Origin of the sequence: Thiomicrorhabdus marina, from assembly GCF_017571465.1 — a bacterium.
Lineage (GTDB): Bacteria > Pseudomonadota > Gammaproteobacteria > Thiomicrospirales > Thiomicrospiraceae > Thiomicrorhabdus > Thiomicrorhabdus marina.
Window position 1 is genome coordinate 17,567 of sequence record NZ_JAGETV010000022.1, and the last position, 24,655, is coordinate 42,221.

At 44.0% G+C, this 24,655-nt stretch carries 22 protein-coding genes and 1 tRNA gene; 4 read left to right on the top strand and 19 right to left on the bottom strand.

Going from position 1 to position 24,655, the window contains the following annotated elements; genetic code table 11:
* Positions 1-8 precede the first annotated feature (8 nt).
* The 14 genes from J3998_RS10355 to gyrA form a co-directional block, all read right to left on the bottom strand.
* Entirely contained in the window at positions 9-899 is an 891-nt protein-coding gene (locus J3998_RS10355) for a DUF2232 domain-containing protein (RefSeq protein ID WP_208150590.1), read from the bottom strand.
* A gap of 35 nt (positions 900-934) precedes the next feature.
* The gene (gene rpsR, locus J3998_RS10360) at positions 935-1,162 is read right to left on the bottom strand and encodes a 30S ribosomal protein S18 (RefSeq protein ID WP_208150591.1); all 228 of its coding nucleotides are present in this window, start codon (positions 1,160-1,162) and stop codon (positions 935-937) included.
* A gap of 2 nt (positions 1,163-1,164) precedes the next feature.
* The gene (gene rpsF, locus J3998_RS10365) at positions 1,165-1,521 is read right to left on the bottom strand and encodes a 30S ribosomal protein S6 (protein WP_208150592.1); all 357 of its coding nucleotides are present in this window, start codon (positions 1,519-1,521) and stop codon (positions 1,165-1,167) included.
* A 203-nt stretch (positions 1,522-1,724) separates the two neighbouring features.
* Entirely contained in the window at positions 1,725-2,435 is a 711-nt protein-coding gene (gene pyrF / locus J3998_RS10370) for an orotidine-5'-phosphate decarboxylase (protein ID WP_208150593.1), read from the bottom strand.
* Between the two features lie 25 nt (positions 2,436-2,460).
* Positions 2,461-2,820, bottom strand: a complete 360-nt coding sequence (locus tag J3998_RS10375) for a LapA family protein (protein ID WP_208150594.1) — start codon at positions 2,818-2,820, stop codon at positions 2,461-2,463.
* 179 nt (positions 2,821-2,999) lie between these two features.
* Positions 3,000-3,305, bottom strand: a complete 306-nt coding sequence (locus J3998_RS10380) for an integration host factor subunit beta (protein ID WP_208150595.1) — start codon at positions 3,303-3,305, stop codon at positions 3,000-3,002.
* 140 nt (positions 3,306-3,445) lie between these two features.
* A complete protein-coding gene (gene rpsA, locus J3998_RS10385; protein ID WP_208150596.1) occupies positions 3,446-5,107 on the bottom strand; it encodes a 30S ribosomal protein S1 in 1,662 nt (553 codons plus the stop codon).
* 203 nt (positions 5,108-5,310) lie between these two features.
* Positions 5,311-5,979, bottom strand: coding sequence for a (d)CMP kinase (cmk, locus tag J3998_RS10390; protein ID WP_208150597.1), 669 nt, complete (start codon positions 5,977-5,979; stop codon positions 5,311-5,313).
* A gap of 2 nt (positions 5,980-5,981) precedes the next feature.
* A complete protein-coding gene (gene aroA, locus J3998_RS10395) occupies positions 5,982-7,319 on the bottom strand; it encodes a 3-phosphoshikimate 1-carboxyvinyltransferase (protein ID WP_208150598.1) in 1,338 nt (445 codons plus the stop codon).
* Between the two features lie 61 nt (positions 7,320-7,380).
* Positions 7,381-8,256 (bottom strand): prephenate dehydrogenase, encoded by an 876-nt coding sequence (locus J3998_RS10400; protein ID WP_208150599.1) that lies wholly within the window; start codon positions 8,254-8,256, stop codon positions 7,381-7,383.
* A 12-nt stretch (positions 8,257-8,268) separates the two neighbouring features.
* Positions 8,269-9,387 (bottom strand): histidinol-phosphate transaminase, encoded by a 1,119-nt coding sequence (gene hisC, locus J3998_RS10405; protein WP_208150600.1) that lies wholly within the window; start codon positions 9,385-9,387, stop codon positions 8,269-8,271.
* A 43-nt stretch (positions 9,388-9,430) separates the two neighbouring features.
* Positions 9,431-10,543 (bottom strand): prephenate dehydratase, encoded by a 1,113-nt coding sequence (gene pheA / locus J3998_RS10410; protein WP_208150601.1) that lies wholly within the window; start codon positions 10,541-10,543, stop codon positions 9,431-9,433.
* A 106-nt stretch (positions 10,544-10,649) separates the two neighbouring features.
* Positions 10,650-11,738: a 3-phosphoserine/phosphohydroxythreonine transaminase gene (gene serC, locus J3998_RS10415; protein WP_208150602.1), complete on the bottom strand. Its 1,089-nt coding sequence runs from the start codon at positions 11,736-11,738 to the stop codon at positions 10,650-10,652.
* A 63-nt stretch (positions 11,739-11,801) separates the two neighbouring features.
* Positions 11,802-14,438 carry a DNA gyrase subunit A gene (gyrA, locus tag J3998_RS10420; RefSeq protein WP_208150603.1) on the bottom strand — a complete coding sequence of 879 codons (2,637 nt, stop codon included), beginning with the start codon at positions 14,436-14,438 and terminating at the stop codon, positions 11,802-11,804.
* A gap of 263 nt (positions 14,439-14,701) precedes the next feature.
* Between gyrA and ubiG the strand changes: the two genes are divergently transcribed.
* From ubiG to J3998_RS10435, 3 genes are read left to right on the top strand one after another with little or no spacing between them, the layout of a single operon-like run.
* Positions 14,702-15,442 (top strand): bifunctional 2-polyprenyl-6-hydroxyphenol methylase/3-demethylubiquinol 3-O-methyltransferase UbiG, encoded by a 741-nt coding sequence (ubiG, locus tag J3998_RS10425; RefSeq protein ID WP_208150604.1) that lies wholly within the window; start codon positions 14,702-14,704, stop codon positions 15,440-15,442.
* A gap of 4 nt (positions 15,443-15,446) precedes the next feature.
* Positions 15,447-16,121 carry an HAD family hydrolase gene (locus J3998_RS10430; protein ID WP_208150605.1) on the top strand — a complete coding sequence of 225 codons (675 nt, stop codon included), beginning with the start codon at positions 15,447-15,449 and terminating at the stop codon, positions 16,119-16,121.
* 29 nt (positions 16,122-16,150) lie between these two features.
* Positions 16,151-16,849 carry an SDR family NAD(P)-dependent oxidoreductase gene (locus J3998_RS10435; RefSeq protein ID WP_208150606.1) on the top strand — a complete coding sequence of 233 codons (699 nt, stop codon included), beginning with the start codon at positions 16,151-16,153 and terminating at the stop codon, positions 16,847-16,849.
* A 67-nt stretch (positions 16,850-16,916) separates the two neighbouring features.
* Here the strand turns inward: J3998_RS10435 and J3998_RS10440 are convergent, their stop codons facing one another.
* Genes J3998_RS10440 through J3998_RS10455 form a run of 4 tightly spaced genes read right to left on the bottom strand, consistent with a single transcriptional unit; the run spans position 16,917 to position 23,280 of the window.
* On the bottom strand, positions 16,917-18,569 hold the full coding sequence (locus tag J3998_RS10440) for an ABC transporter ATP-binding protein (RefSeq protein ID WP_208150607.1): 1,653 nt from the start codon (positions 18,567-18,569) through the stop codon (positions 16,917-16,919).
* 15 nt (positions 18,570-18,584) lie between these two features.
* A complete protein-coding gene (locus tag J3998_RS10445) occupies positions 18,585-20,039 on the bottom strand; it encodes an ABC transporter permease (RefSeq protein ID WP_208150608.1) in 1,455 nt (484 codons plus the stop codon).
* Positions 20,036-21,013, bottom strand: a complete 978-nt coding sequence (locus J3998_RS10450) for an ABC transporter permease subunit (protein WP_208150609.1) — start codon at positions 21,011-21,013, stop codon at positions 20,036-20,038. Before J3998_RS10450 ends, J3998_RS10445 begins: the two co-directional genes overlap by 4 nt.
* Positions 21,013-23,280, bottom strand: a complete 2,268-nt coding sequence (locus J3998_RS10455) for an ABC transporter substrate-binding protein (RefSeq protein ID WP_243750708.1) — start codon at positions 23,278-23,280, stop codon at positions 21,013-21,015. Before J3998_RS10455 ends, J3998_RS10450 begins: the two co-directional genes overlap by 1 nt.
* Positions 23,281-23,556: 276 nt before the next feature.
* Between J3998_RS10455 and J3998_RS10460 the strand changes: the two genes are divergently transcribed.
* A complete protein-coding gene (locus J3998_RS10460; RefSeq protein ID WP_208150610.1) occupies positions 23,557-24,333 on the top strand; it encodes an enoyl-ACP reductase FabI in 777 nt (258 codons plus the stop codon).
* Positions 24,334-24,560: 227 nt separating this feature from the next.
* Here J3998_RS10460 and J3998_RS10465 read toward each other — a convergent pair.
* Positions 24,561-24,637 (bottom strand) — tRNA-Asp (locus tag J3998_RS10465).
* Positions 24,638-24,655: the final 18 nt, after the last annotated feature.

Sequence of the window (24,655 nt, forward strand, 5' to 3'; positions counted from 1 at the left end):
CTCTATCTTTATTGCGTTTCCCCTCGGCCGCGGAAATTCATCCAGCTATCTAATAGGCCGATGGTAGCTAAAATCAGCATCATTTGTGGAAGTAAAAATAGCAAAACATATAAACCAACTAACCATGCATTGCTTGCCTCGCGCTCTTTCACCATATAATGGGCGACGCTTAAGCCTTGGAACATGAGCGCGGCAATCACGACACCTGAGATATCGTACAAAAGACGAATCTCTTGACCAACAATCAATCCGGTAATCGCAATCACCACAGCAATCGTTGCCGTGCTTTTCGGCAACATCAACTGATGGAAATCAGTCTGGAACTGCCCTGGGTAGTAAAGTTGACTTTGCCACCAACGGCCTAGCATTAAAATGCTGAACCATAAAATCAGAGCAAATACCGACAATAACATCGTCACCATTTGAGCCATTTTCGGCACGAAATCAGACTGATAGTCAACGCCGGCAGTATCCAGAAGCGGCTTAATTTGGCTGTTAAATAACTCTAACCACCAAGCGCTGGTATCACCCACAATTAGGTGAAAACCAACCAAACCGACTCCGATCATCAGCATGCCTAAATGCAATGCTTGCGCCAGAGAATTAGTCTCTCGCAATACCACGGCCATAATAAACACCGGCAGTAGGTATTCCATTATTGCAATAACTGCCGGCATATAACTGCCGCTCAGCATTACGGTTAGTGCAATCTGGACAATCATTGCCCAAATTAAGGTTTTAGCTCCTTCTACAGCGTTAACACGCAGTGTTACCAGAGCGACGATTCCTCCGGCAAGAATGCCTATTGGAGCAATCCAGACACTTAGTGCAGAAAGCAGAACTACCGCAATATTGGCCTGCATTGGCCCTTTCATACTGTAGTTGGCTAAGGCTAACATCTAGGTATCCCAGCTATTTCACTTCTTCAAACAAATTATTTGTGTTGATCAGTGTATGGCAATAAAGCAAGGTAACGAGCTCGCTTGATTGCGTTAGAAAGTTGACGCTGATACTTCGCGCTTGTTCCAGTAATACGGCTAGGAACGATCTTACCAGTCTCAGTGATGTAAGATTTCAAAGTATCTAGATCTTTATAATCAATTTGTTTAACACCGTCTGCAGTGAAACGGCAGAATTTTTTACGACCAAATCCACGTGCCATGATTAAGCTCCTTTCGCTTGGCGTTTATCGCCTTTGTCTTCTTTCTTAGCCATCATTACTGAAGGTTCAGTAAGCGCTTCGTCTTGCTTAACAACCATGCTACGTAGAACTGCGTCGTTGTAGTAGAAAGCGTTCTCTAGCTCAGCTAGAGTATCAGCACCACATTCGATGTTCATCATGATGTAGTGAGCTTTGTGTACCTTGTCGATAAGGTAAGCTAGTTGACGACGACCCCAATCTTCTAAACGGTGGATCTGACCACCAGATTGCTCGATCATTGCCTTATAACGATCTACCATTGCAGGAACCTGCTCTGATTGATCCGGGTGTACTAGAAATACGACTTCATAATGGCGCATTCGAATATCTCCTTATGGATGATTAAACAGTCTCCCGTTATGTACGGTGAGACAAGGAAATCAAGCGCTGGGCTTGAAAGCGCGCGATTATAACGGTTTTAAAGAGTTTAGGCAAGTTCTTTAAACAGCCCCAATAAAAATAGCGCGATAATAAAAATGGTAATCAAAGCAATCAATTACCATTCATAAGATAAGAAAAGAGCTTAGCGCAAGGAATCATTAATAGCCGCTAAGGCTGCAACAGGATTTTCCGCTTTAGTAATCGGACGACCGATGACCAAATAACTTGAGCCGGCTTGCATGGCGTCCGGCGGCGTCATAATACGCTTTTGATCATTAACATCGGAACCGGCCGGACGAATCCCTGGCGTCACTAGACAGAAATCGTCGCCGATTTCTTCACGTAACATGGTAACTTCTTGTGCCGAACAAACCACGCCATCTAAACCGGAAGCCTTAGTCAACTTAGCTAAACGCAGCACCTGCTCTTTAGGCTCAATATCCAAACCTAACTCAGCCAAATCCTCTTGCTGCATACTGGTCAATACGGTTACTGCAATCAACAAAGGCGGCTTTTCAAATTCTGCCAAAGCTTCTTTGGCCGCTTTCATCATTTTTGAGCCGCCGGACGCATGCACATTTACCATCCACACACCCATACGCGCTGCTGCCTGTACGGCTTTTGCGACCGTATTTGGAATGTCATGGTATTTTAAATCCAAGAACACATCAAAGCCTTTGGCAATCAATGCTTTAACAAAATCCGGACCGGCAACTGCGAACAGTTCTTTACCGACTTTTAGACGACACTCATTAGGATTGAGTTGGTCGACAAAACTCAAAGCACCATTGGCCGTAGCAAAATCTAAGGCAATCAATACTTTAGCGTCTTGTTCTAAGATTGGTTGAGTCATAAGTTAAAATCCAATTTCGGGTAATTTAATTCGGTAATTTGTTTTCAAGTATATCTTGGCGATTCAAGCCGGGATTTAGCACTGTCTGCGCAGAGCGCTTTGATTCAGCCAAGTCTTTTTTCGTCTGCACCAGCTCATCTGCTTGTTTTTGATTTAAACGGGTTTGTTTTTTCAAACGCCACCTCAACTGCGTGACCTGCATCTTAATTAGCAAGGCTCCAACCAGCATGCCAATAACCATAACTATTGCCAAAGCTAAACCAAGTGGAAAATCAAAACTTAATAAATAAACATCAAGTTTGACCGAGTTAGGATTTAAGACGCCAAGTAGCAATCCAAACAATAAAAATGCGAAGGTAAAAATCAAGGAAATTAGTTTAAACATCTGCGCTAACACTCAAAAAAAGGTATGCACAGATTATAGAGGAAATGGCTGTGTCTGTGGTCGCAAACACGACCAATTGAACTAATTCTTATAGTTTTATTGTATTTTCTATCAACAATAAAAAAGGCGATAAACCCAAATGGATTTACCGCCTTTAAGGCAATTCATTAATTTATGAATTACATCAGGATATCAGTCGTATCACGAGAATCATTAACACGCTCACGTAAAGCCTTACCAGGCTTAAAGTGCGGCACGCGTTTATCCGCCAGCTCTACTGTCGCTCCTGTTTTAGGGTTTCGCCCCACTCGCGCCTTGCGATGATGAAGACTAAAGCTACCGAAACCGCGAATTTCAATTCGCGAACCTTCCGATAATGTATCAATCATCGAATCAACAATTTGGTTAACAGCCAGCTCCACATCTTTTTGTGAAAACTGAGTCTGCTTACGCGCGATTAATTCAATCAGCTCTGACTTGGTCACTTTGATTCTACTCTTAGCTTATTTTTCATAAAAAAGAGAGTTATAACAACCCATCATTTAGACCAAAAAGCCTCTAAAACAATACGTTAGCAAATTATTCTAGAGGCCATACCAATTAGCCTTAACTAATTAGTTTCAGATTACATCTTGTCCTTAAGAAGGTCACCTAGTGTGTTACCTGCAACAGTTTGTTGCTCAGTGTAACCTTTGATCGCTTCTTGTTCGTCGTGAGCTTCTTTCGCTTTCACAGACAGTGAAAGTGAACGGTTCTTACGATCGATGTTAGTGATCTTAGCAGTCACTTCTTCGCCTTCACGAAGAACTGAAGATGCATCACGAGTATCTTCTGCTAGTTCAGAAGCGCGAAGGTAACCTTCAACTTCTGCCGCTAGATCGATAACTGCACCACGCTCGTCTACAGACTTAACGGTACCAGTAACGATTGAACCTTTACCGTTCGAAGCAACGAATTGACCGAATGGGTCTTGCTCTAACTGCTTAAGGCCTAGAGAGATACGCTCACGATCAGGATCGATAGAAAGGATGATTGTTTCTAGCTCGTCACCTTTTTTGAAGTCACGAATTGCGTCTTCACCAGGCTGGTTCCAAGAGATATCAGTTAGGTGAACAAGACCATCGATACCACCGTCTAGACCAATGAAGATACCGAAGTCAGTGATTGACTTGATAGAACCAGAGATCTTATCGCCTTTCGCGTGAGTTGCAGAGAAACCTTCCCAAGGGTTAACAGTACATTGCTTGATAGATAGAGAGATACGACGACGCTCTGGATCTACATCAAGAATTTTAACTTTAACGTCTTCACCTAGGTGAACCACTTTAGATGGGTGGATGTTACGGTTAGTCCAATCAAGTTCAGACGTGTGAACAAGACCTTCTATTCCATCTTCAATCTCAATGAAAGCACCATAATCAGTGATGTTAGCAACTTTACCCATCACCTCAGCACCCATTGGGTAACGAGAAACCATATCTGCCCATGGATCTTCTTCTAGCTGCTTAAGACCTAGAGAAACGCGGTTACGCTCTTTGTCGAACTTAAGAACTTTAACTTCTAGATCATCACCAACCTGAACGATTTCAGATGGGTGAGAAACACGACGCCACGCCATGTCAGTAATGTGTAGAAGACCGTCAACACCACCAAGATCGATAAATGCACCGTAGTCAGTAAGGTTCTTAACGATACCCTTAAGTACTGAACCTTCTTCCATGTTCGCAAGAATAGCTTCACGTTCTGCAGAAGACTCTTCTTCGATAACTGCACGACGAGAAACAACAACGTTGTTACGCTTACGATCTAGCTTAACAAGCTTAAGCTCAACTTCTTTACCTTCAAGGAAGCCGAAGTCACGGATCGGGCGGATATCCACAAGTGAACCAGGTAGGAAACCACGAACGCCATCAACGTCAACAGTAAGACCACCTTTAACTTTACCGGTAACCATACCTTTAACGATTTCGCCTTCTTCCATAGCCGTTTCAAGAACGTCCCAAGTCTTCGCACGTTTCGCTTTTTCACGTGATAGACGAGTTTCACCAAGACCGTCTTCTAGCGTTTCTAGGTAAACTTCAACTTCGTCACCTACTGCTACTTCTAGCTCGCCTTCAGCGTTTAGGAATTGGTTCTTAGGAATAGAAGACTCAGATTTCATACCTGCGTCAACCAACACAGCTTCTTTGTCGATACCAACAACCGTACCGATGATTAGAGAGCCAGTTTTAAATTTGTCTTCTTGCAAAGACGCTTCAAATAGTTCAGCGAAAGATAATTCACTCATGGATGTATATACCAAATAGTTTTCTCAACCAGCGGTGATTGCATATGGGAGTGTTCATACACAGCTGGGTCAGTTAAAGTTAAACCGGCTGTCCCAATAGCCGATTTTAAAAAAACAAAATCCCCGGATTCAAATGAATCCAGGGAAGAAATATTTACTTAAAAATCAAAAACTTACAAAAAAACTATAAAAGTTAATTGATTTTAACCTCCGCAATTAATGCCTTGGCTGTTCAGTAAAGATGCTGCTTTTTGACAGACCTGATCGATGTTTAAATCGGATGTATCAATCGTTATCGCATCGTCAGCGGGCTTAAGCGGAGCGGTTTTTCGATTCGCATCACGCTCGTCACGAGCTCTAATGTCCTGAATAATTCGGGCGATATTAGCATCATTCCCTTGGTTTTTCAACTGTTTAACACGTCTTTCGGCACGAACTTCCGCCGAGGCAGTTAAAAACAGTTTTAATTGTGCATTCGGGAATACCACCGTACCCATATCACGACCGTCGGCAATCAAGCCCGGTGCTTGGGCAAACGCTTGCTGTCTTTCAAGGAGTGCAGCACGCACTTCCGGAATCGGCGCAACTTGCGAAGCAATCGAAGCCACTTCTTCGGTACGAACCTTAGAAGTAATATCGACACCTTCATAAATAATCGAGTTTGCTTTAAACTCAACCGGCAGAGTTTTCGCTAAAGCGATAATTGGCTCGATATCGTTTACATCCAATTCAGCCTGCATCACTCCATATGCCAGAGAACGGTAGATCGCGCCGCTATCGAGAAAATGAAAACCGGTTTTACAAGCCAGCCACTGCGCCAGCGTACCTTTCCCTACGCCACTCGGGCCGTCAATGGTAATAACTACCGACATAATTACGCCTCTACCGCTTTAACGTCCATCCCAACTTGGTTAATTAAATCCAAGAAGATCGGGAAGGATGTATTCACATTAGCGCAATCATCAATCACGATGGTATCAGCACCGCGCAGCCCTGCAACCGTCATCGCCATCGAAATACGGTGGTCATGATGAGATTGAATTTCAGCAGATTGCTTAGATTGTGCACCACCATTGATAATCATACCGTCCGGCGTTGGTACTGCATCAATACCGACCGCTTGCAATGCATCAGCCATCACTTGAATACGATCCGATTCTTTAACACGAAGTTCTTCCGCACCGGTCAATACGGTTTTACCTTCTGCGGCAGACGCTGCGACGAACAGAACCGGGAATTCATCAATTGCCAGAGCAACCAATTCTTCGGGAATTTCGATCCCTTTTAGCGGTGCATATTTAATATGTACATCGGCAACTGGCTCACCGCCTACTTCATGGAAGTTTTCTAAGGTTAGGTCGGCACCCATTAATTTAAGAATATCGATAATCCCAGTACGTGTCGGATTCATGCCAACATGCTCAATCACCAAATCCGAACCTTCCGAAATCGCTGCTGCGACCATAAAGAATGCCGCCGAAGAAATATCCGAAGGCACATCGATATGCATACCGGTTAGCTTACCCCCGCCCTGCAAACATGCTCTAGTTTGTTGTGCATCGATTTTTTCCGATTTCACTTCATAACCGAAACCGTTCAACATGCGTTCGGTATGATCACGCGTTGGTGCCGGCTCTAGCGCACAGGTTGTGCCATCGGCATAAAGCCCCGCCAACAGCACACAAGATTTAACCTGTGCACTTGCCATCGGTAAAATGTAATCAATGGCCTTCAATGGCGCTCCAGAACCTTTAATCACCATCGGCAGGGTTCCACCCTCTTGGGTTTCGATCTGCGCACCCATTTCCGTTAGCGGATTCACTACACGCTTCATTGGACGCTTCGACAAAGAGGCATCGCCAACTAAGGTCACATCGAAATCCTGACCGGCAACAATCCCTGCCAATAGACGGGTTGAAGTACCGGAGTTACCCATATCAAGCGGCTTATTCGGTTTTTTCAATCCTTTCAGACCAACACCGTGAACAGTCACTTTGCCGTTCAGAGGGCCTTCAATTTCAACCCCCATTTCACGGAATGCATTCAGTGTCGCCAAAGCATCAGCACCTTCCAAAAAACCGGTAACCGTCGTGGTACCTTCGGCGATTGAACCAAGCATAATGCTGCGGTGCGAAATCGATTTATCACCTGGAACACGCACACGACCTTGGATTTTGCCACCAGGTTGCACATGAAATTGAATATTTGCCATGGGTATTATTCTCTGTAAATTTTAAATTCTGGAATTTGCTTCTAGTGCTGCACAGGAAAAACTAACGATTAACGATGTGTTCATCACGCGCATTTTTTGCAGTTTCAAATAGCTGATACAAAGCTTGTGCATCTTTATGCTGCACCAGCGGAATCATCTGGTCTAAATAATCACGATACTCAATCAACCACTTGGCGATGGCTTCGCTATTAAACACGGAAATATCGCGCCACATAGTTGGATCGCTCGATGCAATACGGCTGAAATCTCTAAAACCGCCAGCAGTATACTTAAAGACATTGCCAAGCTCCGGATGTTCATGCAACATCTCAACCAAAGCAAACGCCAATAAATGCGGCAGGTGCGAAGTCGCTGCAAAGACTTCGTCATGGAAACCAGCAGACATCACTTCAACATTCGCGCCTAATGCTTTCCATAAACCTTTAACGGTCTCAGTTGCTTGTTCAGAACTATTCTCAGTCGGAGTGATAATCACGCGATGATCAACATAAAGGTTTTCGTCTGCGGCAGTAACGCCACTTTGCTCTTTACCGGCTATTGGATGCCCCGGCACAAAATTCTTTGGCAATTCACCAAAAACATTTTGTACCGCATCAATCACACTCTGCTTAGCAGAACCGGCATCAGTAATAATGGTCTGCGGCTCCAAATGCGGTTTAATGCTTTCTAATACAGGCTGCATGGCACCCAAAGGTACCGCCAACAAAACCAAATCACAGCCTTGCATTGCTTCAGCCATATCTGAGCTTGCGCTATCAACAACTTGTAATTCAACCGCCAGCTTCAGGTTTTCCGGATTATGCCCGAAACCATGCACATTTTTAGCTAAACCAAGTTTCTTAATGCCTTTGGCAAATGAACCACCGATGAGCCCGACACCAATAACGGTAATTTTATTGAGTACTGTTTTTGTCATTTTTTTCTACAGTTACAGTACTTTATTCAATGCACCCATGAAATGGTTATTTTCATGGTTATTTCCAATGGAAACACGTAGATAGTCTGACATATCATAATTAGCCAATGGACGAACAATCACGCCTTCATGCAGTAACTTGTCATAAATTTCTAGTGCATTTTCGCCAAATTTAATGGTGATGAAATTCGCATAAGAAGGAATCACTTCCAGCCCTTTCGCTTCGACCGCAGCACGAATTTGCATCATACCCTGATCATTAGTACGTAATGTTTTAGTCACAAATTGTGGATCGCTTAAAGCTGTCATCGCTGCCACTTGCGCATAAGCACTCACGCTAAATGGCATTCGTAAACGATTGATATAACCGATAATTTCTTCACAACCTAACATATAACCAATACGCAGTGACGCAAGCCCATATGCCTTAGAGAAAGTTCGTGAAATCAACAAATTAGGGTATTCTCTAAAATAATCAACACCATTTGGATAAGAGCCATCGTTACAAGCGTGCTCGGCATATTCCAAATAGGCCTCGTCTAACACAACAATAACGTCTTCCGGTACTTGGCTAATAAACGCTTCCCATTCATCACGGCGGAATAAAGTCCCGGTCGGATTATTCGGATTAGCAACATAAATAATTTTGGTATTTGGCGTAATCGCCGCCAACATCGCTGGCAGATCATGACCGAAATCTTTAGCAGCAACCTCCACTGCGGTAGCACCGACAATCTGTGCAGAAATCGGATAAACCGCAAAACCGTATTGCGAGTACATGATTTCATCACCCGGTCCGGCAAACACACGAGCCACTAGCTCAAGCAGTTCATTCGAGCCATTACCAAGAGTGATTTGGTTCATTTCAACACTTAAAAAAGATGCCAACTTCTCACGCAGATTATGACCGCTACCATCCGGATAACGAGACATATTGCTGGCAAAATTATTCAGCGCAGTGGCTACTTTCAAACTTGAACCTAGCGGGTTTTCGTTAGATGCCATTTTAGAAACGTAACTGATTTTATACTCACGCTTCAGTTCATCTATCGGTTTGCCGGCAACGTACGGATTTACATTTTTAACCGCAGCCTGCACAAGATCATAGAACTTCGAAGAAGATTCACTCATAGCCAATCCATTAAACTTTTAACTGTTAAATAATTCTTACCGGTTATAACGGTGAAATCGGGAAAGAGCCGAGAATTTTGATAAATTCGGCATGTTGCTGAACTTCTTGCAAAGCCGCTTTTAGGTTTTCATCTTGCTGATGGCCTAAAACGTCGATAAAGAAAACATAATCCCAGTTTTTGCTTTTCGACGGACGCGAAATAATGCGCGTCATATTCAGACCACGATCGGCAAATGCCTGCAACACTTCCAACAAAGCACCGGCCTGATTTTTGATCGATATAACCAGTGCCGTCTTATCTTCACCGCTTGGCGCAACCACTTCACGACCTAATACCCAAAAGCGCGTACTATTCTCTTTGGAATCGGAAATGTGATATTCCAAAATCGGCAGTTGATATAAGTCTGCGGCCTGCTCAGAAGCAATCGCCGCCAAAGAAGAATCTTCCTGCGCCATCTTCGCCGCCGCTGCGTTCGAGCTCACCGCTTCCAACTGTGCCATCGGCAGATTGTTCTTTAGCCACTGACGACATTGACCTAGTGCCTGTTGATGGGCAACGACTTTGGTAATTTTGTCCCCGCTTTGCGCCATACTTAAAAGACAGTGATCAACGGCTAGTTCTAATTCACCAGAAACCTGCAAGTTACTTTTCAGCAATTCGTCTTGGGTCGCTTTCACTTCACCCTCGGTCGAATTTTCAACCGGAACGATGCCGTAATTCACTTCACCCTTAGCCACTGCATCAAATACCGCTTCAATACTGGAGACGGCAACCGGATGTGCCGAAGTACCGAACTGCTTGATCACGCTAGAATGCGAATAACTACCCTCCGGACCAAGATAAGCAACACTTATTGGTTGCTCAAGCGCAAGGCAAGTTGACATGATTTCACGGAACAATTTAGCCATTTCTTTATCAGGCAATAGTGATTCATTACGCTCTTTAACCGCACGTAAAACCTGCGCTTCGCGCTCCGGACGGTAAAACACCACATCGGTTTTGCCACCTTGGGTTTTAATCTCGGCAACTTGGTGAGCGCATGCCGCACGATCACCGATAAGCTTTTGGATTTGCTTATCAATCGAGTCGATTTGATTGCGAATTGCTGTTAGTTGCGCGTGTTCAGTAGCTGATTGAGAATTGTCTTCGCTCATAGTGCTTGCTGTAGGTTTTGTCCATGTGCCTTAAATCCGGCACGCTAAAAATTAGTTGTTAAATACTGAAGCAAGTTCAGCATTTTGTTCGTCAAACAGATGATTATTAAGAGTTTTGCTCAGCAAACTTTTTCATAAAATCAATCAATGCATCAACCCCTTCTTCCGGCATGGCATTGTAGATACTAGCTCGCATTCCACCAAAAGCACGGTGCCCTTTAAGGCTTAATAGCCCCGCCGCCTTTGATTCAGCCAAGAAAGCTGCATTCAAATCTTCAGAAGGCAATGCAAAAGTCACGTTCATCCATGAACGTTGCGACACTTTAATACGGTTACTATAGAAGCCGGAATTGTCGATATAGTCATACAGTTTTTGGGCTTTACGCTCGTTGATTGCTGCAATCGCTTGAACACCACCACAATCTTTAATCCATTCAAAAACCAAACCGGCAAGGTACCAAGCCCAGGTATTTGGTGTATTGAACATAGATTCGTTCTGCGCATAAGTATCCCAATTCATTAATGTTGGGCAATCACTACGAGCCTGACCAAGCAGGTCATCACGAACAATTAAAATCGCCAGACCTGCCGGACCGATGTTTTTCTGTGCGCCAGCATAAATGGCCGCGTACTTGGATACATCGATATCACGACACATAATGTTAGATGACATATCGGCAATAACAGGTTTACCTTGTGCAAACACAGCTTCTAGCATCTCTTCGGTAAATTCAAGACCGGTAATCGTTTCATTCGAACAAAGGTGGATGTACTTCGCATCATTACTGAAGTTCCATTCACTTGGCGCAGGAATTTCAGTCGGATTTGAACCGCCGCCGGCAACCACATTCACATTAACGTAGCGGCTGGCTTCTTTAATTGCTTTATTCGACCAAACACCGGTATCAAAATAATCCACCGTATCGTCCGGCTGAGTCAGATTGAATGGAACACCGGTAAATAATAACGATGCACCGCCATGTACAAACAACACATGGTAGTTGTCAGGAATCGTCATCACATCACGTAAATCCGCTTCCATTTTCTTGGCCAGCGCCATGTATTCCGGGCTACGGTGACTCATCTCCATAACTGACATGGTGGTGTTATTCCAATTCAGGAATTCAGATTGCGCTTTAAGCATTACCGCTTCAGGCAGCATCGCCGGACCGGCGCTAAAGTTGAATGATCTCATCTATTTATCCTTCTAAACCCGTCATTTCGACGGATTAACAAATCTCTTCCGGTTCTTTAACACTTATTTCGAATCGTTTTCAGAACCTGAGGCATTTTCTGCTGAATTTTCGGTTGTTGCTTCTGCATTGTCGGCAGTCACTTCAACGCCGTCCTCTAGTTCAGCTTCTTCATCGTCAGTAACATCAACTACGGCAATATCAACGACTTTTTCGCCTTTACCAACATTAATCAGTTTGACACCTTGAGTGTTACGACCAACAATCGAAATCTCGCTAACGCGGGTACGAACCAAGGTTCCTTTATTGGTAATTAATACGATTTCTTGTTCCGGTGTGACTGCAACCGACTTAACAACCATTCCATTACGGTCGGTGGTCTTAATCGAGATAACCCCTTGACCGCCACGATTAATGGTTGAGTAGTCATCGACAGGTGTACACTTACCAAAACCATTTTCGGTTGCTGTCAGAATCAACGTTTCAGGCTTAGCAACTTGCATACTGATAATCTTATTACCTTCGGCAACTTTCATACCACGAACACCGCGCGCGGTACGTCCCATAACACGGACGCCGTTTTCATCGAAACGAATCGCTTTACCGATGTCACTGAACAGCATGATTTCTTGCTGACCGTCTGTTAAGGCAGTACCAACCAACTCGTCATCATCCAGCAGGTCAACAGCGATAATACCGTTAGCACGTGGGCGCGAGAAGTCTTTCAGCGCAACACGCTTAACCACTGCGTTTTTCGTCGCCATAAAGACCACGCGTTCATCGTCAAACTCGTCAACCGGCAATACCGAAGTAATCACTTCGTTATCTTCTAACGGCAAAACATTAACAATTGGCTTACCACGGCTACCGCGACTCGCTAGCGGTAACTGCCAGGTTTTTTGCCAATACATCTTACCGCGGTTCGAGAAGCACAGCAGCATGTCATGCGTACTGGCAACGAATAGCTGACCAACTTGATCTTCTTCTTTCATCGCCGTCGCAGACTTACCACGACCGCCACGACGTTGCGCACGGTAATCACTTAGCGGTTGGGTTTTGATGTAACCGTCTTGCGAGATGGTCACAATACGATCTTCTACCGCAATTAAATCTTCTGCGTCTAAATCTTGGTAAGAGTGGTCGATTTCGGTACGACGAACGTCACCGAAGTTCTCAACCACTTCAACCAACTCTTCTTTGACCACTTCAGTCAAACGATCTGGGTTACGAAGGATGTCTAGGAATTCGGCAATCTTAGCGATTAGACCTCGGTACTCTTCAAGAATCTTATCTTGTTCAAGACCGGTTAGACGGTGCAGACGCATTTCAAGAATGGCTTGTGCTTGAACCGGTGATAGTTTGTAAATCGCGCCATCAGCACCGAAACCATCCGGCAGATCTTCAGGACGAACATCCGCTAACTCGACACGATCAAGCAGATCGACGACCGAGCCGATTGGCCAGTCACGTTCCAGCATACGCTCTTTAGCTACCGCAGGACTAGGTGACGCCTTAATCAACTCGATCATTTCGTCGATATTGGTTAACGCTACCGCAAGACCTTCTAAAATATGCGCTTTTTCACGTGCTTTGCGTAGATCGAAGATCGTACGGCGCGTTACCACTTCACGGCGGTGACGAACAAAGGCTTCAACAATCTCTTTCAGATTTAGCAGCTTTGGCTGGCCGTCAATCAAGGCAACCATATTGACACCGAATACGGTCTGCATTGAAGTCTGCTTATACAGGTTATTGATAATCACTTCCGGCACTTCACCGCGACGAAGTTCGATAACAATACGCATACCGTCTTTATCGGACTCGTCACGAAGACCGGTAATCCCTTCAATTTTCTTCTCTTTTACCAACTCGGCAATACGCTCGATAAGCTTTGCCTTATTGACCTGGTAAGGAATTTCATTAACGATAATTTGTGACTTGCCGCTCTTGTCGGTTTCCACCGCCGTTTTGGCGCGAATTTGCACACGACCGCGCCCGGTTTCATAAGCTTGGCGAATACCGGCACTACCATTGATAATCCCGTGCGTTGGGAAATCCGGGCCTGGTAGATATTCCATCAAACCGGCAATATCAATCTGCGGGTTGTCGATATAAGCCAAACAAGCGCTAACGGTTTCGGTCAGGTTATGCGGCGGAATATTCGTCGCCATACCAACCGCAATACCAGATGAACCATTCACCAATAAATTAGGAATACGTGTAGGCAGGACATCTGGTTCTGATTCAGAACCATCGTAGTTTTCCGAGAAATTAACGGTTTCTTTTTCAAGATCGGCAAGCAGCTGATGCGCGATTTTCGACATACGGATTTCCGTATAACGCATCGCCGCCGGTGAATCACCATCGACCGAACCGAAGTTACCTTGACCGTCAACCAACATATAACGTAGCGAGAACGGCTGCGCCATACGAACGATGGTATCGTAAACAGCAGTATCACCATGCGGGTGGTATTTACCGATTACGTCACCAACGATACGCGCTGATTTCTTATACGGTTTGTTGTAATCGTTTTTCAGCTCGTTCATCGCGTACAGGACGCGACGGTGCACTGGTTTCAAACCATCGCGAACATCAGGCAAAGCACGCCCGACAATTACGCTCATTGCATAGCTTAAATAGGACTGCTCCATCTCATCTTCGAGGGCAATCGGGATAATTTCTCGTGCAAATTCCGCCATTGGCTAAATCACTTTATTTTTACTAAATAAATGAATCGGTGATTATAGCCCTATTTCAGCCGCAAATCGACGTTTTCGGCTTAAAAATTATTTGTCGACCCCTTGTCGAAGATTAGAGAAATGCTCGCAGTGAAGCTTATTTTTGCTCTAAATTGCTTTTTACCGATTTAATCGCCTATTTTTGCAGTCAGACGTTATAATTTGAACAATTTTTTAGATGTTTGAGAAATACGCGTTATATAAGGCGTTGAAATTGAGTGATTATGAGCGAAGCGACCAGCAATCCAGCACAATCCGCAAACCCGAACAACAGCAATGCCGACCAGCAGGAATTAGACAATTTTAACCGTCTTTCCAGTACTTGGTGGGATGAAAATGGCGAGTTTGCCGCCCTGCATAAAATCAACCCATTTCGTTTAGAGTTTATTGAACGCTGGCAGTCGATTACTAACACCAGCATTCTCGACATCGGCTGCGGCGGCGGCATCTTATCGGAAGCACTGGCTCGTCAAGGTGCGCAGGTAACCGGTATCGACTTAGCACAAGAAGTATTAAGCGTTGCCCGCCTGCATGCATTAGATGAAGAAGTCGCGGTGACTTACAAAAAAATCAGCGCCGAAGACTACGCTCAGCAACATCCAGAACAACACGATATTGTCACCTGCATGGAAATGCTCGAGCATGTGCCGGATCCGCAAGCGATTATTCAAGCAGCGGCCGATTCAGTTAAACCCGGCGGCTGGGTTTTCTTCTCGACTCTCAACCGTAATTATAAAGCCTATCTACTGGCGATTCTGGCGGCAGAGAAAGTCTTGAACCTGGTTCCGGACGGCACGCATACCTACGATAAATTTATCACCCCAGCGGAAATGGATGCCATGGCACGTAAAGCGGGACTATTCTTGCGTGACAGTGCCGGAATTGAATTCAACCCGTTACTGAACCGTTACGGCTTAAACGGCAATCTCGACATCAACTATTTACTGGCTTACCAAAAAGGATAAGGCTTTGACTGCATCTGCAAACGACCTGAACTGCGTGCTATTCGATTTAGATGGCACACTGCTGGATACGTCATATGATTTTGCCTATGCCATCGGCAAAACCTGCGAGCATTTCGGACAAAAAACCGTTACCTATCAAGACCTTAGAACCGTAGTTTCACAAGGCGGTTTAGCGATGACGCAACTGGCTTTTCCTGAGTTGAATGGTGACGAACTTGAAGAACGTCGCCAGTATTTTCTTGATGTCTACTTCAATAATATCGCCCATCACACAGGAATTTTTCCTGGGCTACAGGCTGGCTTAGAACACCTAGCGGCTAACAATATCGATTGGGGGATTGTCACCAATAAACCACAGTGGTTAACCGAAAAGTTACTCAGCCTAATTAAATTTCCAAGTGCGCCGAAAAGCGTCATTTGCGGTGATACACTATCGGTTCGAAAACCGAATCCGGAACCGATGTACCTCGCCGCGAAAGAGTGCGGTACACAACCGGAAAACTGTTTGTACCTTGGCGACCATCCACGTGACATTGAAGCAGGCATCAACGCTAAGATGAAAACCGGCGCAGCAATGTATGGCTACTTACCACAAACCGCTACCGATAAAGACTGGCCTGCCGATTGGCATTTCCACACACCCTTTGAAATCAGCCGCTTTATCCAGCAGAATTTCTAACATCCTCTTTAGTTACTGAGAATAAGTCTATGAAAACCCATTTGATTACCGGCGCAGCACAAGGACTCGGACGTGAGCTATCCCGCCAACTGGTTAAACAAGGCGATCAAGTCATTATGCTTGATAAAGAGATGAAAGCACTTATCCCGCTTTACGATGAACTGGAAGAGCTGGCACCAAATAAAGTAGCGCTGTATCCAATGGATCTTCTCGGCGCCAATATTGATCACTACAAACAGTTCGGCAGCACTTTATCGGAAGAATTTCCTGAACTGGATTCAGTTTTCATGAATGCCGCGATTCTACCGGCTTTCACCCCGATTGAGCACTTTGACTACACGCAATGGTATGAAGTCCTGCACACCAATTTAAATGCGAACTTCCATATCATTCAGCAGACATTACCGCTACTGCTAAAAAACCGCGGTCAGATGATTGCAGTATCAGACGAAAGCCCACATCAAACCCCTGCTTTCTATGGCGCTTATGGCGTTGCCAAAAGCGGTTTGGAACAGCTAATGCACAGTGTTTCAGCCGAAAACAGTGCCAGTGAACTACACTGCTTTATCGCTGAATTAGGCTCTTTCGCAACTGAATCGCGCGGCCGACTCTTCCCGGGCGAAAACCCAACCTTAATGACCAGTGCGGAACGCATGGCTGAGGCCTTGCTCAATGAAATTAAGCAACAGCCTTTAAGCAAGGGTCAAGCGACTATCATCAATCTGTAAACTTAATGCACTTACAAAAAAGCTCGCAGTTGCGAGCTTTTTCTTTTGCTGTTATTTTTTCTTCAGACTAGGCAACTTTAAGTGCTTTTCTTACCAATTCCGGCGCCGATGCCAATAAGGACTGTGTGTACTCATTTTGTGGATTACGCATTACTTGCTCGACTTCACCCTGCTCAACAATTTTACCTTCCTGCATAACCGCTACACGATGAGCAATGGTAGGCACAATCGATAAATCGTGCGTGATAAACAGATAAGAAATACCGTATTGAATTTGCAACTCATGCAGCAGATTTAACACTTGCGCACGAACCGACACATCCAAAGCACTGGTCGGCTCATCACAAATAATCAATTCCGGCTCTACCGCCAAGGCACGGGCGATACCGATACGCTGGCGCTGCCCGCCAGAGAACTCATGCGGATAACGCTGCATATGCTCAGGTAAAAGTCCAACCTTGACCAGCAATTCTTCAATTCGCTTATTCTGGCCTTCGCGAGTTTGCGGGCCAACCTGCAAACTATTCATTCCCTCTCGGATAATCTCAGAAATCGTCATTCTCGGATTAAGTGCCGAAAACGGATCTTGGAAAATCACCTGTACTTTACGGCGTAATGGGCGCATCGCTCTATCGGAAAGTTTATTCATAGTGACTGAATCATCGGCGCTATGGAAAAACTCAACTTCGCCACCAGTACTCCGTACTAGATTTAAAATCGCTTGCCCAATGGTGCTTTTTCCACTGCCGGATTCACCAACTAAGGCCAGCGTTTGCCCTTTCGGGATTTCCAAATCGACGCCATCGACCGCTTTAACGTGACCAACTGTACGTTGCAAAATGCCTTTTTTAATCGGGAAATGCACCTTTAAATCTTTTAAAGACAGTAAAGGCTCGCCGCTACCGGCTTGCTTATCCTGCATTTTCGGCACCGCATCAGCCAAAAGCTTCTGGGTATAGCTATGACGCGGATTGGCAAAAAACAACTCCTTGTGAGCAAGTTCAACCAACTTACCTTGTTTCATTACCGCAATGGTGTCTGCCATTTCATTGACCACACCCATATCATGGGTAATAAACAGAATCGACAATTGGCGCCGGTCACGAATTTTTTTCAAGAGCTGTAAAACCTGAGCTTGAATGGTTACATCTAAGGCTGTGGTCGGTTCATCGGCAATTAATAAATCTGGCTCACAAGCCAATGCCATCGCAATCATGACACGTTGTTTCTGACCACCGGAGAGTTGGTGCGGATACCAGTTAATGCGCTGATCCGCTTCCGGAATACCGACTTCATTAAACAGCTCGATAACTTTCTGTTTAGCGGCTTTAGATTTTAAACCCAAATGCAAACGCAGTACTTCAGCCACCTGATTGCCAACGGTCATAACCGGATTGAGCGAAGTCATCGGCTCTTGGAAAATCATCGCCACTTTTTTACCACGTAGCCCCTGCATCTGCGCTTCAGTCAAATCAAATAAATTCTGTTGTTGCAGCTCAATCGAACCTTGCGTGATTTGCAAAGCTTGCGGCAATAAACGCATGATTGCCAATGATGTCAGTGACTTACCACTACCGGACTCACCAACCAAGGCAAAAATCTCGCCTTTATGGATATCGAATGTCACTTTATCGACCAAAGTCTGCTCACCAACTTGAATACTTAAATTAAGCAGACTCAAGACCGGATATTCATAATTTCTCTGCAACAATTTGCTCATAATAAAACGACTCAATTAATGGGCACGTGGATCCAACACCCACTGCACACGATCTGAAAATAAGTTAGCGGCAAGCACCAAAATAAACATAAAGCCAAAAGCCGACAGAAGAGACCACCAAACCATGGGCTCGCGCGCCATTTCCAAACGTGCTTGGTTAATCATATTGCCCCAACTTGGGGTTGTCGGATCTACGCCGACACCAACATAAGAAAGTACCGCTTCAGCCAACACCAAACCGCTGAAATCCAATACCAAGGCGATAAGCACTAAATGCATCAGGTTCGGCATAATATGACGTCGGATAATACTAAAGCCCCCAAGCCCAAAAGCCTTAGCCGCAGAGACGTATTCAACTTGAGAAATCTTTAAGGTTTCGGCACGCAACAAACGACATAAGCCAGTCCAACTGGTAATACCAAGAATCAGAATCAAGAAAAGTAGACGTAAATCGGCGCGCTCTTCAGTGGAACCAAACCAATCGTTATGCGTATTCAAAATTGACTGCATAACCAGTACCGCCGCCGCAATCAACAACACACCCGGAATGGAATTTAGAGTAGTGTATAGATACTGAATAACATCATCCACTAACCCCTTGAAGTAACCGGCCGAAATTCCTAAAAACAGTGCCAGAGGCAACATGACCAAAGTGGTCAATAAGCCAATCATAACACCGGTACGAATCGCTTTAATTGACTGATATAAAACATCTTGCCCAACCTTATCGGTACCTAGCACATGGTAGAAATTGCTCAAATGATACAACCAGCTAAGAGCAAAAATTAACATGAATAAAGTCAGGTAAAACGTTTTCCATGGCAAAGGTTCTAGCTTTTGACCTGCACGCCTAAAAATAAAAGCCTTGATTCGGAAATAACCATGAACTAGCCAAAATACCAAAGTTGTGAATAAGGAAAAAACAAATACATACAGGGTTTGCAGAAAAACATCAGCACTTATCGTATCGCCATCTTGCAAGTGCTGACCGGCATACTTTAATAGCTTATATTGCTGTTGAACGCCCTCTTCGTTATACACGATTGAAGTGCTGTATTCGGTGAGCGCAAAAGGTGCCGAGTAAGTTCGTTCCGTCGACAAGATTAAATGCTGCATCCCTAAATCAAGCAAACTCAGTGTTTTACCGTGAAGTTCATCATGAACTAAATTACCCGTAAACTCTGCAAAATCCTGTTGCAGTGCCTGCAATGACCAAGGCTCCACTGCTGAATGATCGACAGAAGTCGTTTGCTCGATAAAACGAAAATGCACTGAATCAAGCATCGCTAAAGCGAAGTATGTGGATAAAATCAGGCCGGCAGCCATGGCAATTTTAGATTGGAAAATCTTGCGCCACTGTTTACGGGCTTGCTCAGAACGGCGAATCGAACGGATTCCGAATATAAACACTACCAGCAGAATCCAAAGCAGTATATCAGTCCATAACATCACGATTGATACATCGGTCATGACAACTTCACCCTTGGATCAAAAATAGTATAGGAAATATCAGTCAAGACTAAGCCGATAATGTATAAAACCGAACCAATAAAAACCATTGCTTTGACAATCGAAAAATCTTGCGCATTAATGGCATCAATAGTGTAACTCCCCAGCCCCGGAATACCGAAGAAAGACTCCATAATAAGACTCCCCATAAATAGAGTCGGAATCACGACTACAACGCCGGTTAAAATAGGCAACATACCGTTACGTAGAACATGGCCGTTTAAAACGCTCAGATCATTTAATCCTTTAGCACGCGCAGTACGAACATAATCCTTATTCATCTCTTCTAAGAAAATACTGCGATACCAGCGGATACCTGTCCCTAAACCGGCAAACACACCAATAAATACCGGTAATATTAAAAACTTAACGCCTTCCAAACCCGGTTGATACCCTGAAATAGGCACCCAATGCCAAATCTTACTAAACAAAACCTGACCAGCGATGATATAGAACAGACCGGAAATTGACATAATGGTGACCGCTAAAATCATAGTGGCCGTATCCAGCGGAGAACCACGGAATAAGACAATTAGCAGCGCAATGGCGATAGTGGTCACTAAACCGATAATAAACGTCGGTAACGCAATTGCCAGTGAAGGCCACATTCGTTCATAAATATCAGCAGAAATTTGTCGACCGGAGTCGGACTGACCAAAATCAAATTTAAACAACTTGATTGACTCTTGCACAAATAGGGTATCGATAACTTTATTTTCGGCATTGGCTTGCGTATTAAAAAACAACGGCTTGTCATAACCGCGCTCTTGCTTCCACGCAGCAATCATTTCAGGGGTGGTTTGCTTGGCTCCAAGTTGCGCTCGCGCCATATCTTCTGGGGTATTAACCATAAAAAACAGTGCAAAAGTAATAAAGTTAACACCAATCAGTATTGGAATTGCATAAAAAAGACGGCGGATAATATAGGCAAACACTAACGCCCTCCTCTCTGTTTTAGATTAACACTAACACCAACCTTAACCATTTGACGTTGGCGATAAGCATACATTAGCGGAACAATGGAAAGTAGGATCAATACCACAACCAGAACAATCGGCCATAAGACAGGTTGATTCCATCGCTGCTGTTTATCAGCCCGCGCTTCCGAATCCAAATTACGATATTTCAATGTATTATTGGCCAAAGAATTCGGCCAAACGTTTTGCAACCAAGAGTGATATAGCACTAAGGATTTTGGATGCAAACCCCAAACCCAAGGGGAATCTTTTTGAACAATTTCAGTCATCTGCTGAACAATCTGTAAACGTTCTTCCGAATTCGGCATACGTTTCATCTTGGTGAACAACTCATTAAATTGTGCCTGATCATAGTTAGCACTGTTGATGCCGGCACCATTGGTATTAATTGCCGCATTATCACCAAACAATAAAAACATAAAATTTTCCGGATCCGGATAATCCGCATTCCAACCCCATGAAAACAACTGAACTTTCGCGCCGCGCACTTTACTCTGAAAACGATTGTAATCGGTGGCACGAATCACTAACTCAATCCCAAGTTTAGCAAATTGTTTTCGATACCAATTTAATCGGGATTGGCTATCAGGCCCTGTTGCAGAGGTATCATAATAAAGTTTTAACGATGTGCCGTCTTCTAGTTTACCGCCGGGATACCCGGCTTCTGCTAATAACGATTTGGCTTCATCAATTGAGCGACGTTGAATACGACCGTCCACCTCTTTGTAAACATAAGGGTTGTAACTTCCCTCATCAAAACCAAAGATTCCGGGAGGCACAGGGCCTTGTGCCGCAATGCCGCGACCATTTAAGAAAATTGAAATATACTCTTCGTAGTTGATGGCAATACTGATCGCCTGACGTAATTTCTGCTGCTGCTCGGAATAGCCTCCAACAACGGGGTCTGCCATATTAAAGCCAAGATAGAAAATCGATGGCTGCACGGCGTTAAGAAACTGAATGCCTTTATCACGCATCTGATCAGTTAAAGCAATGTCACCAACGCTGGAAATGCTAACTGCTTGGTCAAAACTCTCAGAGCTTACACCACTCGCATCATAATACCCTTGCAGAAACTTATTCCACAGCGGCACCGACTCTTTTTCTAAGGTATAAACCACTTCATCAATCAAAGGCAGTTTCTTGCCCGCATCCGCTAATAATAGTTGGTTTGCATCATACGGTAAGCCATCATCTGGATAAAATTCGTCATGAAAATTTGGATTCTTTTTTAGGCGCATCACTTGGTTTGGATTATTCTCAGCTAAATAATAAGGGCCTGTACCAACCGGAGACGTATCTAAAGTGATATTTTTTTCAACCAAGCCTTTTTGCTTATAAAACTTATCTGCCTCCCAGGGAATCGGAGCAAAAAAATTCATCGTCAACCAATATAAGAACTGCGGATAAAGCCCTTTGATTTTGATACTAAAATGGCTATCTGAATGAATTTTAACTCCTTCAATTTGATAAGCATTCAAATCAAAATAACTCACCTTAACTGACTTATCACTGTTTTTTAACTGCTCTTCATAACGCTTTGAAATATCATCAGAAAACTCTTTCAAACCAACAATATACTGATTCATTGAATCTAAAATAGGTGAGTGATTTTGCCTAAGCGCCATTCGCTTAATCGCATACACATAATCGGCAGCAACAAGTTTGCGACTTACAGCTTGAGGTAAGTCATTTATAGAAGAAATAGACTGTAACTGTTCAGCACTTAACTGATGATATAGAAACTGTTCACCTTGCTTTACAAATGCCGGATGCGGTTGAAACCGCACATCATCTCTCAGATAAAAATGGTATTCGGTAAATGCTGCTTTAGCACTCTGATCACTAGCTAAAATATTCCCCTGTTCATCAAAATAATGCTGCTCAGGCATAGACTTAAGCGTTAACGGCTGCAACGAATATGGGCGCTTAAAATAATGATATTGCAACGGTGGCTCATAGATTTGACCAAGAAAAGCCCATTCATTAGAGCTATAAGAAACCACTGGATCGAGATGCTTTGGTGGCGTTCCAAAATTGCTGTAAAGGACTTTTTTATCTGAATTTACTTCAGAATAAGGATCGTTCCAACTGGCTTGCGAATAGGAAACAGACAAAAACACGACAATCGCAATAAAAAATTGGATCGTTAACAATAAATTTGGACTGTGCTGCCGAGAACCAATCTTATCCATAAGAACGCTGTGCTTTGGTTTATGAATCATGCCCAACCAATATTCCTTTAATACAGTCTGCACAATTCTATAGGAGTTTCTTGAAGAAGCGAATCTTTTTGTCGATGCGTTTTTTCACGGTTAATTCGAGATTTTATCGTACATAAACCTCTACCGCCGCCCTCTACAATCAAGCCGCAAAACTTAAGCATTATAACTAATAATTTGACGTTATAATGCTTCTAAATTTAGATTCAAGCCAGTTCACTGGCTAATGAACTATGGCAAGAAGCCTTTCCATTAAAAGAAATCATTTTGGAGAAAAATATGGGATTCCTAGCAGGAAAAAAAGCTCTAATCATTGGTGTCGCAAACAATAAATCAATCGCATACGGCATCGCTAAACAGATGCATGAACAAGGTGCTGAAATTGCGTTAACTTACCAAAACGAAAAATTAAAAGGTCGTGTTGAAAAAGTTGCCGCTGAGCTAGGATCGAATATCGTGCTTCCTCTTGATGTTGCAAACGATGCACAAATTGAAGAAGTATTCGCAGAACTTAATAAACAGTGGTCTGGTCTTGATATTTTGGTGCATTCAGTAGCTTTCGCACCGCGTGAAGAACTTGAAGGCCGTATGATTGATGCCTCAACTCGCGAAGGCTTTAAAATTGCACATGACATTTCAGCCTATTCATTAACGGCATGTGCTAAAGCTGCACACGAGATGCTAAAAGCTAACAACGGTTCGGTACTTACCGTTTCTTACCTAGGCGCTGAACGTGCGGTACCTAACTACAATGTCATGGGTATTGCCAAGGCCTCTTTAGAAGCAACTGTTCGTTACCTAGCCGCAGACCTCGGTCAAGAAGGTATTCGTGTTAACGCCGTTTCAGCAGGCCCTATTCGTACTCTTGCAGCAGCAGGGATTAAAGACTTCCGTACCATGCTAGACAAGTCTGCCGCAGCAACCCCGCTACGTCGTAATGTTACCATCGAAGAAGTGGGCAACACTGCCGCCTTCTTATGCTCTGATTTAGCTTCCGGCATTACAGGCGAGATTACTTATGTGGATGGCGGTTATAACGTGACTGCTTCAACCTAACCACATACAAAGCATCTAGCTAGGCGCATCCTCACTGTAGCTCGAGCAAAACGCTTTAAAAAGTTAAGACCGGCATTTGCCGGTTTTTTTGTGCCGCAAATTAAATCGCTGGTAATACTTCTAATTTTTAGCCAACTTCTGCTGGTTTTTATAACTGTACAAAATAGATAAAGATAAGAAACGAAAAAAGCCACTAAAGAAAAATTCCTTAGTGGCTTTTGCAATAATGGCGGAGCGGACGGGACTCGAACCCGCGACCCCCTGCGTGACAGGCAGGTATTCTAACCAACTGAACTACCGCTCCGAATTGTATGGTGGGTGA